The sequence below is a fragment of the Streptomyces sp. NPDC048411 genome (genome assembly GCF_040704695.1).
GTDB lineage: Bacteria > Actinomycetota > Actinomycetes > Streptomycetales > Streptomycetaceae > Streptomyces.
Map to the genome: position 1 here is coordinate 21548 of NZ_JBEZKL010000044.1, position 15849 is coordinate 37396.

11 protein-coding genes are annotated in these 15849 nt (G+C 70.1%); 5 read left to right on the plus strand and 6 right to left on the minus strand.

From position 1 onward, the window contains the following. Positions 1-170 precede the first annotated feature (170 nt). The 3 genes from AB0915_RS17815 to AB0915_RS17825 are packed head-to-tail and all read left to right on the plus strand — an operon-like array spanning position 171 to position 4356. A complete protein-coding gene (locus AB0915_RS17815) occupies positions 171-1433 on the plus strand; it encodes a glycosyltransferase (protein ID WP_366691972.1) in 1263 nt (420 codons plus the stop codon). After that, entirely contained in the window at positions 1430-3115 is a 1686-nt protein-coding gene (locus tag AB0915_RS17820) for a lipopolysaccharide biosynthesis protein (protein ID WP_366691973.1), read from the plus strand. Before AB0915_RS17815 ends, AB0915_RS17820 begins: the two co-directional genes overlap by 4 nt. Beyond that, entirely contained in the window at positions 3112-4356 is a 1245-nt protein-coding gene (locus AB0915_RS17825; protein WP_366691974.1) for a hypothetical protein, read from the plus strand. The genes AB0915_RS17820 and AB0915_RS17825 overlap by 4 nt, the downstream gene beginning before the upstream one ends. On the opposite strand, the gene AB0915_RS17830 is transcribed toward AB0915_RS17825, so the two are convergent. Further along, complete coding sequence (locus AB0915_RS17830; protein WP_366691994.1) at positions 4325-5755, minus strand: hypothetical protein; 1431 nt, start codon at positions 5753-5755, stop codon at positions 4325-4327. The two genes, AB0915_RS17825 and AB0915_RS17830, sit on opposite strands and share 32 nt — an antisense overlap. 190 nt (positions 5756-5945) lie before the next feature. Here AB0915_RS17830 and AB0915_RS17835 point away from each other — a divergent pair, with 190 nt between their 5' ends. After that, positions 5946-7112: a glycosyltransferase gene (locus AB0915_RS17835; protein ID WP_366691975.1), complete on the plus strand. Its 1167-nt coding sequence runs from the start codon at positions 5946-5948 to the stop codon at positions 7110-7112. 22 nt (positions 7113-7134) lie between these two features. Here AB0915_RS17835 and AB0915_RS17840 read toward each other — a convergent pair whose 3' ends face one another. From AB0915_RS17840 to gmd, 5 genes are read right to left on the minus strand one after another with little or no spacing between them, the layout of a single operon-like run. Beyond that, positions 7135-7962 (minus strand): glycosyltransferase family 2 protein, encoded by an 828-nt coding sequence (locus tag AB0915_RS17840; RefSeq protein WP_366691976.1) that lies wholly within the window; start codon positions 7960-7962, stop codon positions 7135-7137. After that, entirely contained in the window at positions 7959-8657 is a 699-nt protein-coding gene (locus tag AB0915_RS17845; RefSeq protein ID WP_366691977.1) for a hypothetical protein, read from the minus strand. The genes AB0915_RS17840 and AB0915_RS17845 overlap by 4 nt, the downstream gene beginning before the upstream one ends. After that, a complete protein-coding gene (locus AB0915_RS17850; protein ID WP_366691978.1) occupies positions 8654-10906 on the minus strand; it encodes a LamG domain-containing protein in 2253 nt (750 codons plus the stop codon). The genes AB0915_RS17845 and AB0915_RS17850 overlap by 4 nt, the downstream gene beginning before the upstream one ends. Continuing rightward, positions 10906-13689, minus strand: coding sequence for a LamG-like jellyroll fold domain-containing protein (locus AB0915_RS17855; RefSeq protein ID WP_366691979.1), 2784 nt, complete (start codon positions 13687-13689; stop codon positions 10906-10908). The genes AB0915_RS17850 and AB0915_RS17855 overlap by 1 nt, the downstream gene beginning before the upstream one ends. After that, positions 13686-14699, minus strand: coding sequence for a GDP-mannose 4,6-dehydratase (gene gmd / locus AB0915_RS17860; protein WP_366691980.1), 1014 nt, complete (start codon positions 14697-14699; stop codon positions 13686-13688). The genes AB0915_RS17855 and gmd overlap by 4 nt, the downstream gene beginning before the upstream one ends. Before the next feature lie 113 nt (positions 14700-14812). Here gmd and AB0915_RS17865 point away from each other — a divergent pair, with 113 nt between their 5' ends. Further along, positions 14813-15796 (plus strand): GDP-L-fucose synthase, encoded by a 984-nt coding sequence (locus AB0915_RS17865; RefSeq protein WP_366691981.1) that lies wholly within the window; start codon positions 14813-14815, stop codon positions 15794-15796. Positions 15797-15849 lie beyond the last annotated feature (53 nt).

Sequence of the window (15849 nt, forward strand, 5' to 3'; positions counted from 1 at the left end):
TCACAGGTGTCCGGACATGGCATCCGGTCCTGCGGGATATCGGTATCCGTGCTGATGGTGCAATGACCTTACTGTGAAGACCACTTGCGCATCACGTGAACGGATAAGCTCACTTTTGGGGTTGTTCCCTCGGGGGAACAGAGGCTGTAGCGGGGGAAGGTGATCGTCCGATGTCCCATGCTGATCACGACAAGCCGTTCGCGTATCGCAGGCTTCTCGTGGTGTCGACCAACTATGCGCCGGAGCTGACCGGAATCGGCCCGTACGCCGCACAACTCGCCGAGCACTGGGCCGCGTCCGGAGCGGAGACCCACGTCCTCACCGGCATGCCGCACTACCCTTCCTGGCGCATGGATGCCGAGTATCGAGGGGTCTGGCGGACTGCCGAGAAACGCGCCGGGGTGCTGGTCCACCGGCGAAGACACTATGTGCCGCCCCGCCAGACCGCCCTCCGCAGAGGCGCGTTCGAGGCAACCGTGCTCGCGCACGGCCTGCTCGCACCGCCCGGGTCCCGGCCGGACGCGGTGGTCTCCCAGATGCCGAGCCTGGCCGGCGGTGTCATCGGCGCCAGGCTGGCCCGCCGCCACCGGGTCCCGTACATACCCGTCGTACAGGACCTGATGGGCGCCGCCGCCGCGCAGAGCGGCATCCGCGGCGGGGACCGGGCGGCGGCCGTCGCCGCGAGGGCCGAGCGGTACGCGCTCCGCTCCGCTTCCCTCGTCGGCGTCATCCACGAGAGTTTCGTCCCCCGTGTCACCGCCTACGGCGTCGACCCGGGACGCGTCCGTCTGGTTCCCAACTGGAGTCATGTCCAGCGGCCTTCGGCCGACCGTGCCGCCACCCGCGCCCGGCTCGGCTGGCACGCCGACACCCCGGTGGTGCTGCACTCCGGGAACATGGGACTCAAGCAGGGACTCGACGTCCTCGTCGACGTGGCCCGACTGGCCCCCGATGTGCGCGTCGTGCTGATGGGCGACGGCAATCAGCGCGAGGAACTGCGCACCCGCGCGGCCGGCCTGCCCAACCTCGACTTCCTGCCGCCCGCCGGTGCAGACGAGTTCACCGACGTCCTCGCCGCCGCCGACGTCCTCGCGGTGACACAGCGCGCATCCGTGCTCGACATGAGCGTGCCGTCCAAACTCACCTCGTACTTCGTCTCCGGCCGCCCCGTCGTCGCCTCGGTGGCCGACGAGGGCGGCACCGCCCAGGAGGTGCGTCGCTCCGGTGCCGGGATCCTGGTCGCACCCGAGGACCCCGGCGCGCTGCTGGCAGCCGTACGGAAGCTCGTCGAGGGACCGGCCGAGGCGGACGCGTTGGGCGCCCGCGGGCCGGAGTACGTCGCACGTCACCTGAGCCGCGAAGCGGGCCTCGCCCGGTTCGACGCCCTGCTCACCGAGGTCCTCGAAGACCCACAAGGGAGACCACGCCGATGACGCATCCGATCCGCGCGCTGGAGGAGCAGGACGAACCCGCCCTTTTGCGCGACCAGTTCAGGCAACTCCTGCGCTACCGCACACTCCTCGCCGTCGGCGTGGTCGTCGGACTGCTCGGCGGCGGCTGGCTCGCCCTCAGCGGTGAGGCGAGCTACACGGCCACCGGCGAGGTGTTCGTCCGCAACGCCACCTCCGACCCCTTCGCCACCGGCGCCTCCGCCGACAAGGGGATCAACATCGGCTCCGAGCGGCAGACCGCGATCAGCGACGCGGTGGGCACCATCGCCGCCCGCTCCCTGGCACGGAGCGACGACCGGGTGAAGGTCGGGACACTGCTCGCCGGTCTTCAGGTCACCAACCCGCCGAACACCCTCGTGCTGCGCTTCTCCTACACCGCCCGCACCCCCGCTCTGGCCAAGCAGCGGGCCGAGGCACTCGCCGACGCCTATCTCGAGATACGAAGGGAGCGCACCGAGAACAGCATCGGCAACATGGTCGACGGCTACCGCGCCCAGCTTAAGCCGCTCACCGAACAGCGCGACAAGCTGGCCGGCGAGTCGACCGGGACCAGGGGCGACGACGTGACCAGCGCCCGCGCCAACCTGGTGGTCGCAATCTCCGAACTGAGCAGAAAAATATCGGAGTTGCGCGCACTGGACACCACGCCCGGCTATCTCAACAAGAAGCCCGTCGCACCGGAGAGGCCCACGGGGGCGGGACTGCCCCTGCTGCTCGGGCTCGGCGGCGTCGTGGGACTGGCGCTCGGTCTGCTGCTGTCCTGGGTGCGTCTCGTCTTCGACCCGGCGGTCCGCTCCACCCGGGAGCTGGTCCGCTCGCTCGGCGCCCCGCTGCTCGGCACCTTGCCGAAGGAACGCGGCTCCCAGGGGGCGCTGCTCGCCATCGGGCGAAGCGGCAGCAGGCTCGCCGAGGAATATCGGGCGGTGGCGTTCCGGCTCGCCTACGACCCGTCGTTCGAACAGCGCCGACGCCTCCTCGTCACAGCTCCGCGCGGGGACAACGAAGCGGCCACCGCCGCGGCGGTCAACCTGGCAGCCGCCTTCGCCGAAATGGGCCGTGACGTACTCCTCGTCGAGGCCGATCTCCGTACCCCGTCCCTGGCCCGCGACCTCGGCCCGGCCGTACAGGGAAGGCCCCGCTGGGCCGCGGACGGTGACGACCGCGCCTGGCCGTCGGACAGCCGTACGAACGTGGACGTGCCCGGCTCCGGCGCCTTCGCCCTGATCGCCGGACGCCGGATCGACAATGTGCCGCGCGCCTTGACCTCGGCGCCCGTCAGCCGCATCGTCGCCGAGGCGGACCGCCCCGGATCCGTGGTCATCGTGCTGGCGCCGCCCGTGCTGTCGTACGCCGACGCCGTCGCCCTCATCGACCGCGTCGAGGGCGTCGTGGTGGTCTGCGACCCGCGCGAAGTCCACCGCAGCGACCTGGAACGGATCCGCGAGATCATCGGCGCGGCCGGCGGTACCGTACTCGGAACCCTGCTGCATCCCGGGCGCGGCCGCTTCGAGCGCAGGGCGCGCCGGAAGTCCGGCAGGCGCCGCACCAGCGGGGGACGGCCGGGTCAGGACGGCCGCGGTGGACCCGAGGGCTCTCAGCACACCGGCGACCCCACCGAAACCCTCGGGCTGCGCACCTTCGACACCTCCGCAGGGCGCAGGTGAGAGCACGCGCCGCAGTCGCCAGCTCCGTCGCGGACCAAGGGGTGGCGGCCCTCACCAACATCCTGGTGCTGGTGGTGGCCGCCCGGCTCTCCACCGTCGCCGACTTCGCCCGCTTCTCGGCCGTGTACCTCGTCTTCACGGTGCTGCTGGGGATCTCCGGCGCCTACACCGGACAGCCGCTCGTGCTGCGGCGCGGCGCCGACGACGAGGTGCGCGGCGCCTGCAGATCGGCGGTCGCGTTCACCCTGCTCGCCGCGTCGGCCCTCGGCGCGCTGCTGGCCGCGGTCTGCCTGTTCGTGCCCGGGGACACGGCACGCGCCCTGATGGTGCTGGGACTCGTCCTGCCCGTCGTTCTCGGACAGGACGCCATGCGCTACGCCTTCTCCACCCTGCAGCGGCCGCACCTGGCCCTGGCGAGCGACGTGCTGCGGCTCGCCTGTGTGCTGGGTGCCCTGGCCGTCCAGCCGTACGGCGCCCCGGCCGCACGGCTCGTCGCCGTCTGGGGGCTGTCCGCGCTGCCCGCGCTGCTGCTCTCCGCTGTCCTGTTGCGCCGCTACGTCGCCGGTACGCAGCGGAGGTTGAAGGTCCTGATGGGGCGAGGGCACCTCGGGCGGCGGTTCGTGGTCGAGTTCGGCGTGGGGAACGCGACCAGCCAGCTCTCCGTTCTCGGACTCGGTGTGTTCGGCAACCCCCTGGTCGTCGGCGCGCTGCGCGGCGCCACCACGCTTTTCGGACCACTCAACGTGCTGTTCACCTCCGCCACCAGCTTCGGCCCGCCCCTGCTCGGACGGATCGGCTCCGAGCGGCGCCGGATACGCGCCATCGCCGGTCTGGCCGCGGTCCTGGCGGCCACCGCCGCGGTCTGGGCCACCGCGCTCGCGCTGCTGCCCGATGGTGTCGGCCGCCATCTGCTCGGCGACACCTGGCCCACAGCGGCGGCACTGCTGCCGGCGACCGGCAGCCAGTACACGGCGATGGCCGTCGGCACCTGCGGGCTGCTGGCGCTGCGGATGCTGGACCCGCGCACCACCCTCTCCATCCAGGTGGTGTTCTCGCTCGCCGCCGTCGCGTTCCTGGCGGGTGGCTACGCGGTCGGCGGCGTGCCGGGTGCCGCCTGGGGGCTGTGCCTGGGATCGGTCTGCAAGGCGGTGGCGACCTGGATCCGGGTGGCCGGGCTGCACCGCCGCACCGCACCCGCGCCGCCTCCGGTCAGCGTGTCCGCGGCCCGCCCCGGCCCCTGAAGCTCGTGACCAGTAGCAGACAGAGGGCTCCGATGGCCAGCTTCCCGGCGGACTGCAGCAGCGGTCCGCGCAGCAGGATGAACGTGTACCCGGCGATCAGCGGCGCCGCGATGGCCAGGACACTTCCGGGCCCGGGACCGTCCCGGGAGACCGCCAGCGCGTAACGGCGGTCGGTGCGCGCGGCGGCGTACCCGATCAGTGCGAGACCGCCGACCATCCCCGGCGCGCCGAAGTCGACCCAGAACTCGGTCCACAGCGGCGCCGAGAGGTTGGTCATGTTCATCCCCATCCACTGGCCGACCCGGACCCCGGTGTCCTCCGGCTTGCCGCTCCACACCGCCCGCGGCACGAAGAACAGTGCGGAGCCGACGAGTTGACGCCCATACGTGTGGTCACGGGTGTCGACCCAGGAGATGGTGTTCGCGAACATCACCGTCTGGTCGTAATCCTTCGTCGCCAGTGGTTCGAAGACGGACGACGACTGCACCGGCCGGTACCCGGCGTCGTCGTACCGGAACCGGTCCGCGTACGGGAACAGCACCAGAGCCCCGACCACCCCCATCGCGAGCATCGACCGGTACATCGCGGCGCTGCTCGGGAACGCGGTGAAAAGGAGCGAGACCAGCACCGTCAGGAACCAGTAACGGGCATTGGAGATCGGGTTGTTGACGATGAGGTTGAGGATCGCCAGCGCCAGCCAGACCAGAACCGTCGAGGGGGAGCGCCGGGCCCGCCGCGAGGTCACCAGCCGACGGGTGTAGAACAGCAGCGCCAACAGGGCGGGCACCGTACCGAAGCCCTTGAGGAAGGCCGATCCCACGTTCGACTCCGGGGACGCGACCGAACTGACGGCGACGGTGGCGCTGATCTCCTGGCGGCTGGTGAAGAAGATGGCGGGCCCGCCGAGCTTCAGGATGTAGTACCCGCTCGCGGCGAACGCGAGCAGCACCAGAAGCCGCAGCCTGATCCGGTGCGCGGTGGCCGGACCGCCCCCGTTGCGCATCGCTGTGCGACGGCGCAGCGGCCGCCGGGACGCCAGCAGTGCACCGAGGTCGAACGCCGCGCAGCCCACCAGGATCAGCGAGATCGCTGTCACCAGGTCCGACCGCGGCCCGACCATCGGCGTCGGGGTCTGGCCGATGACCGCCTGGGCGAACGGAGCCACCCCCATCGCGATGTACACGAACATCCAGAAGACGCCCTGGAGCAGCCGCCGTCCGGTGGACAGGATCATTGTGGCCAGCCGCGCACCCGCATAGCAGGTCAGCACGAGCTGCAGCCAGTAGGCGGTGTCGCGGATGCCCGTGCCCGGCTGGGCGGCGATCACTGCGGGCAGGAAACAGACCAGGCCGAGGATGAGCGGTACGGCCAGCGCCCGCGAGAGCATCGCCCAGGACATAGGCTTCGCCGGAGGCTGGACCCGCCGGCCACCGCCACCCCGCTGCAGGGGTGGGGACGGCGCCGTCTCGTGCACGGACGTCATACGTCCCCCGTTCCGTGGACCGGTGAACACTCTAACGAATCAACCCACTTGGGGTAATCAGGATGACTACTCTGTGAAGAGTAGGCCGAGGTCGAGGGGAACCCTGGTGAAGATCCTGCACATCGTCACACTGCACACTCCGGACCATGCGTTCGGCGGTCCGACCCGGGTGGCGCTCAACCTGTCGAAGGTCCAGCGTGCCCACGGCGACGACGCCCGCATCATGGCGCTCGGCGACGGCTTCGACGGCGAGCTGCCGAGCGAGGTCGAGGGCGTGCCCGCCCACCTCTTCCGGGCCCGCCACCTCCTGCCGATGTTCGAGGTCAGCGGCATCACCTCGGGCGCGCTGCTGCTGGCCGCCCGGCGCAGGATGCGCGGGGCGGACATCGTCCATGTCCATCTGATGCGCGACCTGGTGACGCTGCCCGCCGCCCTCCTCGCGCTGGCCCTGCACCGCCCGCTCGTCGTCCAGACGCACGGCATGGTGGACCCAACCGAGAAGCGCGTCGCCCAGCTGACTGATCTGCTGGGCGTGCGGAAGGTGCTGCGCGGCGCCGACGCGGTGCTGCACCTGACCGAGATGGAGCGCCTCGATGTGAATGCCGTGGCCGCCCCGGTGCCGCTCAACCGCACCGTACGGCTGGTCAACGGCGTGCGCCCGCAGAAGCGCAAGCCCACCCGGGACCCTGGGCAGCCGCCCACGGTGCTCTTCCTGGCCCGGATCCAGGAGCGCAAGCGCCCGGAGGACTTCGTCGCCGCGATGCCCGCAGTCCTTGCGAAGTACCCGGAAGCCCGGTTCGTGCTGGCAGGACCGGACACCGGAGCGCTCCCCGGAACGCTGGAACTGGCCGCGAGGCTGGGCGTGCTGGAGTCGCTCGACCATGTGGGACCGCTCGGCCACGAAGAGGTTCTCGCCGCCGGACGGCGCGCCGACGTGTACGTACTGCCGTCGATCGAGGAACCCCTCGGGGTCTCGGTCCTCGAAGCGATGTCGGTCGGTACGCCCGTGGTGATCACCCGCACCTGCGGGCTGGGCCCCGATGTCGCGGAGGCCGGGGCGGGCCGGGTGATCGACAGCCGGGTCGGCGAGGACGAAGCCAACGCCCAGAAGGTCGCGCAGGCGATCCTCGAACTCCTGGAGCCGAAGGCCAACGCCGAAGCAGGAAACGCCGCGTGGCAGCTGGTCAATGAGCACTTCACCATCAAGGCCGTGGGGCAGACCCTCCGGCGGACCTATGAGGACGTGGTCCGCCGGAAGGCCGCAGCCCGCTGACACCGGAGACGGTGCGGCCGGCTCATCCCACCTTGCTCTCACGGGACTTGAGGGCGATCTGCCACCGGTAGAAACTCATCGCCAGTGCGAAGTCGAAGCCTGCCCGCCCGTCGAGGAAGCCCCGCCGGTAGACATACATGTACGCGAACGACACCAGTGGTTTGAACGGCGCCTTGTGGAACAGCTGCCCCTGGCGCGACTTCACCTTCCGGACCTGCTCCTTGACGTCCGGATGGTGCTCCAGCCACGCCTCCCAGTCCGAGTAGCGGTTGTGCCGCTCGAACCACGCCGACACCGGGTCGAGGTCCTGGTGCTCGATCGGGTTGCGGAGCGTACCCGCCGTCGGCGCGACCGGCTGGTAGTGCCCCTCGACCTCGCCGATGCCGGGCGCCGCGAGATCCCCGACCTCCGGATAGTGGCACCGGGTCCGGTCGGTCAGGGACCGCTTGCGGATGGTGTACCCGTGGCGCAGCCTCCGCCCCGAGAACCAGTAGCCCAGCGGGATGTCGTACGCTGCCGGTTTCGGTGCCCCGGGATCGGCGAAGATCTGCCGCAGCTCGTCCAGCAGACCGGGGCTGAGCCGCTCGTCGCCGTCGAGCAGCAGGATCCAGTCGAGGTCCGTGCGGACATTCTCCAGGCACCACTGCTTCTTCCGCGGATGGCCGCCGTCCCAGGTGTACGTGACCACCTCGGCGCCGCAGCTCTCGGCGATCTTCGCCGTGTCGTCGGTGCTGTGCGAGTCGACGACGACGACCGCCTCGAAGTGACCGAGGACCGATTTCACCGCCTCGGCGATGTTGAGGCCCTCGTTCTTCGTGGGGATCGCCACGGCTATCGGCAGCTTGCTCATTCTTTGTCTCCTTCGGGCAGCCAGGCGTAGCAGCCTGTGGAGGTGAAGGCGCGGGCCGTCTTCGCGACGGTGATCCCCACCCGCTTCCCGGAGCCGGAGGTGCCCGACGCCAGGTTCTTGCCGCCCGCCCCCGTGACCTGCCAGGTGCAGCTCTTCGTGGGAGTGACGGCGTAGTAGCGGCCCGGCCGGATCTGCTGGTTCCTGTACGTGCCGTCGGCGTACCCCAGAGAGGCCCGGTCCACCAGGTCCTGGTGGTCGGTGCAGAGGTGCGCGGCAGCGGGCTTCGCACCGGCGACCTCACCGGTGACGATGGCCGCGACCGCGAGGTCCTTGTCGACCTTGAGCAGGTACGACAGCTTGTCGCAGGTCTCCTGGCCGGTCTGGAGCACCGCTGCCGGATCCATGCCCTTGGGCACCCGGTCGACCAGATACTCCTTCTGCTTCTTCGTGAAGGAGCCGGTGGCCGGGGTGAGTTCGTCGGTGGGCAGTTTCGGTGGTTCGCTCGTCTTCTTCGCCGACGGGCCGGCGGACGCGTCGGCGTCGGGCCCGGCCGCCGCCCCCGCGACGGGGGACTCGGCGCCCGACGGCTTCGCACCGCCCGCCTCCCGGTGGTCCCCGTCGGAGGACGATCCGCAGGCGGCCAGCGCCGCCGTCAGTACGACGACGGCGGCGCCGGCCAGGAACGGATACCTCATCCACCCGTCCTCAGGGCGTAGTGGGCACTGATCGTGGAGCCGCTGAGCGCGGTCGGGTAGACGGCGGTCTCGTCGATCTGCCCGGCGAAGAAGTCGCTCGTCGGACGGTTCGGCCAACTGGCCAGGTTGTCCCCGCCGACCCGCCAGTACCCGTTGTAGCTCTCGTTGGCGGTGTACAGGATGTTGGACGCGCGCAGCTGCCCGTCCACGTACAGCGCCATGCCGGAGCTGCCCTGGGTGGCGACGACATGGTGCCAGGCGCCGTCGTTGTAGGCCCCGGAGGTGGTGATGGTCCGGGTGCCGCCGCTGTAGACGCCGAAGGTCAGCCGCCCGTCATTGAGCATGTACACATGCTTGTCGTACTGGTTGCTGTTCTGCATGGTCAGGTTGCCGAAGCCGATGACCTTCCCTCCCTTGGTGGTGGTCGTCTTGATCCAGGTCTCCACCGAGAACTTGGCCGGCTGCGCGTGCCGTCTGTTGCTGTACGCGTACTGGTTCGTGCCGTTGAAGCCGATCGCGGTCGACGGTCCGGAGACCGCGGCCGGAGTCTGCCGGTAGGACGGGGCGTTGCGCAGGAAGCCGTTGTCCAGGCCGGTCCCGGTGTCGGCGGCGAACGTCGACGTCCCCTCGTCGTACCGCCAGTACAGCGACGCGCCGTCGGCGAGCACCCTGGCCGGGTAGCTCTCGGCCGCGGAGGCCACAGTGGCGGTCTGGGCAGGGGACTTGGCGCTGGTGTTGGTGCCGTCGCTCGCGCTGATCCGATACGTGTGCGTCTCGCCCGGAGCCACGTCGGTGTCGGTCCACCTCAGCTGCGGCCGGTCCCAGAACACCGAGCTTCCCGTGGTCGTGTACACGGGGGTGCTCGCACCGTCCTTGTAGATGCGGTACGTGAGCTCGCCGTCGTCGGTGTCGAAGCTGGTCTGCCAGTTGACCTCGATCGTGCCCGCGGCGACCGTGGAGAGGCTGACGTTGGGCACCCACGGGGCTCCGGTGTCCGGACCGTCGGCGAACCGGGTCAGGCCCTGCTGGGCGGCGCCGTTGACCGTGGTGAACTCACCGCCGACCCACAGGTAGTGGTGCCCGCCCCGGTCGGTCTGGGCCATCACCCGCGGCCCGACCGGCTCCCCGATGCCGTCGTTGGTGTCCGGGAACCACGGCAGCAGCTTCGGATCGTTCACCGACTGGGCGAGGAGATGCTTGCGCGGCTGGTCCGGGAACTCGCCCATGCTGGCACAGTCATGGGCGTGACTGCCGCTGTACAGGACCCCGTCGTGGACCAGCACGGCCTGCGTGGCGCCGAGGCAGGTGTCCCGCCAGCGCTGCTCGAAGTTGCTGAGGTTCAGCGCGATCCGTCCGTCGAAGACACCCCCTCCGGTGCCTTCGTTGGCGGTGTAGAAGCCGGTGTCGTCCGTGGTCAGGTCCTGCACCGTGGAGGCGTTCGGGATGAAGCCCGGGTAGCTCTTGGTGATCGCACCCGTCGTGGCGTCCACGACGGCGAGGGCGTGCGACGTGGTGCCGTTGACGGTGAAGAAGTCGCCACCGATCAGCACATGCTGTCCGTCGGGTGTCACCTGGACGGCCCGGCCCACCTCGTCCGTGTTGGCCGTCCACGGCTTCAGCTGGGCGTTGGTGGTGACCGCGGCGAACTTGTTCCGGGTCTGCCCCGCGACGGAGTTGAAGTCACCGCCCAGATAGACGGTGTCGTCCGTGACGGACAGGGCCCGGACGGTTGCGGAGACAGCGACCTTGAAGTCCTGGCGCGGGATGCAGGTCGCCGTGTCGATCGCGACGATATTGCTGACGCCGACCCCGTTCACCGCGCCGAACTGCCCACCCGCGTACAGCGTGGTGTTGTCGGGGGAGAGTGCGAGGGCCCGTACGGTCGCTGTTCCGGAAGAGAGGGTGAACGACAGGCTGCAGCCGGTCGGTGCGCCGGTCGACGCGTCGAACGCGGCGAAGTTGACCGCGGGCTGTTCTGACGTGCCCGCCGCCGCGCCCGGCGGACGGACAGTGGAGAAAGTGCCGCCGGCGTAGACGACCCCGCCCGTGGCGGCCATCGACCACACGATGCCGTTGGTCTGCCAGGTGGAGAGGTCGTCCGCGGTGAGGGAGACCGGCGGCGTGAGAGCCGCCGCCGGGGAGGCCCCGACCGCGGTCGCGGTCAGGGCTCCGGCGAGCAGGCAGAGCGCTGCGGACGCGGCACGCACCCGGCCACGTCCCGCACGTCTGCGCCCCGTACTTCCGTTCATCATTCAGCTCCGAAGGTGAGAACGAGCTGCGGCCGGTAGGCCGCGGTTGATACCTCGCTCGACCAGATGCGGAGACTGTCCGTCCCGCTGCTGGTCAGGGCGAGTGAGTAGACGGAGCCGAGTGCTCCGCCCAGTGCCGGCGCGTTCAGCTCCACCGAGTAGTCGGTGGAGACCGAGGCCGCGCCGGTGATGGTCCCCAGCACGGTCGGGGAGAGCGACGGCCGGGTGTTGTAGGTGACCGCCGACTCGGTCCAGGTGCCGGTGACCGGCACCACGGTGTGGCTGTCGGATGAGCCCGCCGTCGAGTCCGACGACGTGCGGAACGTGAGCCGGGCGCTCTTGAGCACCTGTCCGGCCGGGGCCGCGGGCACGGTGAAGCGCAGATAGCTCAGATACGCCGTGGTGCCGCGCGAGGCGAGCTGGTTGTCGTTGTAGTTGGTGTTCGGGGCGACGCTGTTGACGTACGCGTCGTCGTCCGGAGTGAGCGTCACGGTGGTGTCGCCGGGGCCGGGCGGGGTGTCCGCCAGGGCGTGGTGCGCGGCGACCTGGGCGGCGGTCAGCGCCGACGGGTAGATGGCGGTCTCGTCGACCTGCCCGGCGAAGTAGGTGCTGGTGGGACGGTTCGGCCAGGTGGTCGGCATGGCGTCGCCGCCAACCCGCCAGTACCCGTTGTACGAGCGGTTGCCCGCGGTCGTGTTGGAGCCGACGGCCGCCCCGTCCACGTACAGCCGCATGCCCGACGGTCCCTGGGTGGCGACGACATGGTGCCAGGTGTTGTCGTTGTAGGAAGCCGTCGTGGTGAGGGTGGGCCTGCTGCTGGTGCTGCCGACCTGGACACCGAAGGCGAGGCGCCCGTCATCGGTCATGTAGACGAGCTTGTCGGAGATGCTGCTGGTGTGGCCCTGGGCGGTGCCGATGTTGTTGCCGTAGCCGACGATCCGGCCGCCCCGCGTGGTGTTCGTCCGGAACCATGTCTCGATGGAATACGGCGTCGGCGAGGTGTAGTGGTGCAGACGGTCGCTGTACACGTACTCGTCCGTGCCGTTCAGCGACAGTGCCGCCGAACCGGCGACCGCGGACGGGGTGGACCGGTACGTCGGCGCGTTCATGTACACCCCGCCGTCGTCACCGGCCGAGGCGTCCGCGGCGAACGCCCCGCCCGCTTCGTCGTAGCGCCAGTACAGACCGGCACCGTCCGCGAGCACCCGCTCCTGGTACGGGCTCGCCGACGCGGCCGCGGTGACGGAGGCGGCGGCCGACAGGGCGCTGGTGTTGGTCCCGTCGCTCGCCGTGATCCGGTACGAGTACGTCCGGCCGGCCACCACATCGGTGTCGGTGAACGTCAGCTGCGGACGGCTGAAGAACAGCGAGGACCCCTGCGTGGTGTACACGGGCGTCGAGCCGCCGTCGCGGTAGACCCGGTAGGTGAGCAGGCTGTCGTCCAGATCCAGACCGGACCGCCAGCGGACCTTCACCTCACCGGGCCGGGGAGCGGAGACACTGACGGCGGGCACGGACGGCGCGCCCGTGTCGGGCGTGTTCGCGAACCGGGTCAGTGACTGCTGGGCGACCCCGTTGACCGTCGTGAACTCGCCGCCCACCCACAGGAAGTCGCGGCCGTCGCGGGAGGACACGGTCAGGGCGCGCGGCCCGACCGGCTCACCGATCCCGTCATTGGTATCCGGGAGCCAGCCGAGCATCGCCGGATTGTCGACGGACTGGGCGGTGAGATGCTTGCGGACCTGGTTCGGGAAGCCGCCCATGGTGGAGCAGTCGTGGACATGGCTGCCCGCGTACAGCACACCCCGGTAGACCCGCAGTGTCTGGGTCGCCCCCTGGCAGGTGTCCCGCCAGCGCTGGTCGAACGTACCGAGCCGCATCGCGAGCCGACCGTCGAAGGAGCCGCCTCCCGTGCCTTCGCCCGCGACGTACCAGCCGTCGGAGGCGGTGTCGGTGACGATGTCCTTGATGACCGCGGTGGACGGGATGAAGTTGCCGGTGTAGGCGCGGGTCAGAGCGCCCGAGCCGGCGTCGGTCACCGCGAGCGCGTGCGAGGCGGCGCCACCAACGGTGAAGAAGTCGCCGCCGATCAGGACGTTCCGGCCGTCCGGGGTGATCTTGATCGCCCGGCCGGGATCGTCGGCGTCCGGGTTCCACGCGGTCACGGCACCGGCCGCGGTGACGGCGCCGAAGAAGCGCCGGGTCTGGCCGTTGATCGTCTGGAAGTCGCCGCCGGCGTAGACCGTGCCGTTCGCGGCCACGTCGAGCGCCCGCACGGTCGCCCCGAAGTTCGGCGCGAACCCCGGACGAAGGGTGCAGGTCGCGGTGTTGATGGCCACCAGACCGTTGGCAGCCGTCCCGTTGACGGCGTTGAAATATCCACCGGCGTACAGCGTGGACTTGTCCGGGGAGAGCGCGAACGCCCGGACCGTGGCGGTGCCGCTGCTGCGGGTGAAGGAGAGCGAACAGCCGGTGGGCGCCCCGGTGGCCGCGTTGAACGCGGCGAAGTTGACGGCGGGCGTCGTGCTGCTGCCCGCCGGGGCACCGGCCGGCCGTACGTTGGCGAAGGTGCCGCCCGCGTACACCACCCCGTTCGCCTCGGCGAGCGCCCAGACGATCCCGTTGGTCTGATAGGTGGTCAGGTTGTCGGCCGTGAAGCCGACCGGGGGAGTCAGCGCCGCAGCCGGGGGAGCGGTGGCCGCCGAGGCGGTGAGGGCGCCCGCGGCGAGCGCGAGGACGGCGGCGTACACGCCACTGCGTCCGAGACGTCCTGGCGCTCTCATCGGTCCACCCGCACGGCTGCCCCGGTGAGCTGGTCGGAGAGCTGCCGGATGTCCGCCTCGACCATGATCCTGGCCAGCTCCTGCGCCTTCACGACGGGCTTCCAGCCGAGCAGTTCCTCGGCCTTGGTGGCGTCGCCGATCAGGGCGTCGACCTCGCTGGGACGCTCGTACTTCGCGTCGTAACGGACATGGTCACGCCAGTCCAGCCCCGCATGCTCGAAGGCGAACTCCAGGAACTGCCGGACGCTGACCCCCTCACCGGTGGCCACCACGTAGTCGTCCGGCGAGTCGCACTGCAGCATCCGCCACATCGCGTCGACGTACTCGGGGGCGTAACCCCAGTCCCGTACGGCATCGAGATTGCCGAGGTGGAGGTGTTGCTGGAGCCCCGCCTTGATCCTCGCCACGCCGCGGGTGATCTTGCGGGTCACGAACGTCTCGCCGCGGCGCGGGGACTCGTGGTTGAAGAGGATCCCGTTGACCGCGAACATTCCGTACGCCTCACGGTAGTTGACGGTCGCCCAGTACGAGTAGACCTTGGCGACGCTGTACGGGCTGCGCGGATGGAACGGGGTCGTCTCGTTCTGCGGCGGTGGAGTGGCACCGAACATCTCGGACGACGACGCCTGGTAGATCCGGGTGTCGATGCCGCTGGCGCGGACCGCCTCCAGCAGCCGGATGGTGCCGAGCCCGGTGATGTCGCCGGTGTACAGCGGCGCGTCGAACGAGACCCGGACATGCGACTGCGCACCCAGGTTGTAGACCTCGTCGGGCTGGATGTCGCGCAGCAGGTTCACCAGCGCGACTCCGTCGGCGAGATCCGCGTGATGCAGGACGAAGGACCGGTCCTCCTCCTCCGGGCCCTGGTAGATGTGGTCGATCCGCTCGGTGTTGAAGCTCGACGAGCGGCGTATGAGGCCGTGGACCGTGTACCCCTTGTCGAGCAGCAGCTCGGCCAGGTACGAGCCGTCCTGCCCGGTCACGCCGGTGATGAGCGCGGTCTTCGCCACGACTCCCCCTCCTGTGGTCGTCTGTGTTGCTGTTGGTGCACCGAAATATCGTGATGTGAGCGATCCGCGGTAACACGTCACCGCGACATACAGTTACTGGCACAATCCGAACCATGACGACTGATCTCCCCGGCCCTCCCCCGGAATCCGTCCGCCCCCTGCTACGTCCCGGCTCCCGCATATTCGTCGCGGGACACCGAGGTCTCGTCGGCTCGGCGGTGGTGCGCCGCCTCACCGCCGGAGGCCACGAGGTGATCACCCGCGGCCGTGACCGGCTCGATCTGCGCGAGGCCGCACCGACCGAGGCCTTTCTGCGTGACATCAGCCCGGACGCCGTGGTGCTGGCCGCAGCCAAGGTCGGCGGGATCATGGCCAACAGCACGTATCCGGTGCAGTTTCTCGAGGACAACCTGCGCATCCAGCTGAGTGTGATCGCCGGTGCGCACGCCGCCGGGGTCGAGCGGTTGCTCTTCCTCGGCTCGTCCTGTATCTACCCCAAGCGCGCTCCCCAGCCGATCCGCGAGGACGCCCTGCTCACCGGCCCGTTGGAGCCGACCAACGAGGCTTACGCGCTTGCCAAGATCGCCGGGATCGTGCAGACCCAGTCGTACCGGCGGCAGTACGGCGCCTCGTACATCAGCGCCATGCCCACCAATCTCTACGGACCCGGCGACAACTTCGACCTGGAGTCCTCGCACGTCCTGCCCGCCCTGATCCGCCGCTTTCACGAGGCGGAACGGGACGGCGCACCGGAGGTCACCCTCTGGGGCTCCGGCAGCCCCCGGCGTGAGTTCCTGCACGTCGACGACCTGGCTGCCGCATGCCTCCTGCTCCTGGAGCGCTACGACGGTGACGAACCCGTCAACGTCGGCTGCGGCGAGGATCTGACGATCAGTGAACTCGCTGCCGCCATCCAGGATGTGACGAACTACCAAGGCCGTGTCTCGTGGGACACGACGAAGCCCGACGGAACCCCGCGCAAGCTTCTCGATGTCTCCCGCCTCTCCTCCCTCGGTTTCAAGCCGCAGATTCCGCTGCGCGACGGCATCGCCCGAACCTACGCCTGGTGGCTGGACCACCAGGGCGCACAGGACTGACCGCGCTCCGTGCCCGGCCGGGCGCGCCGCCGCAGAGCGGCGGCGGCCCGCCC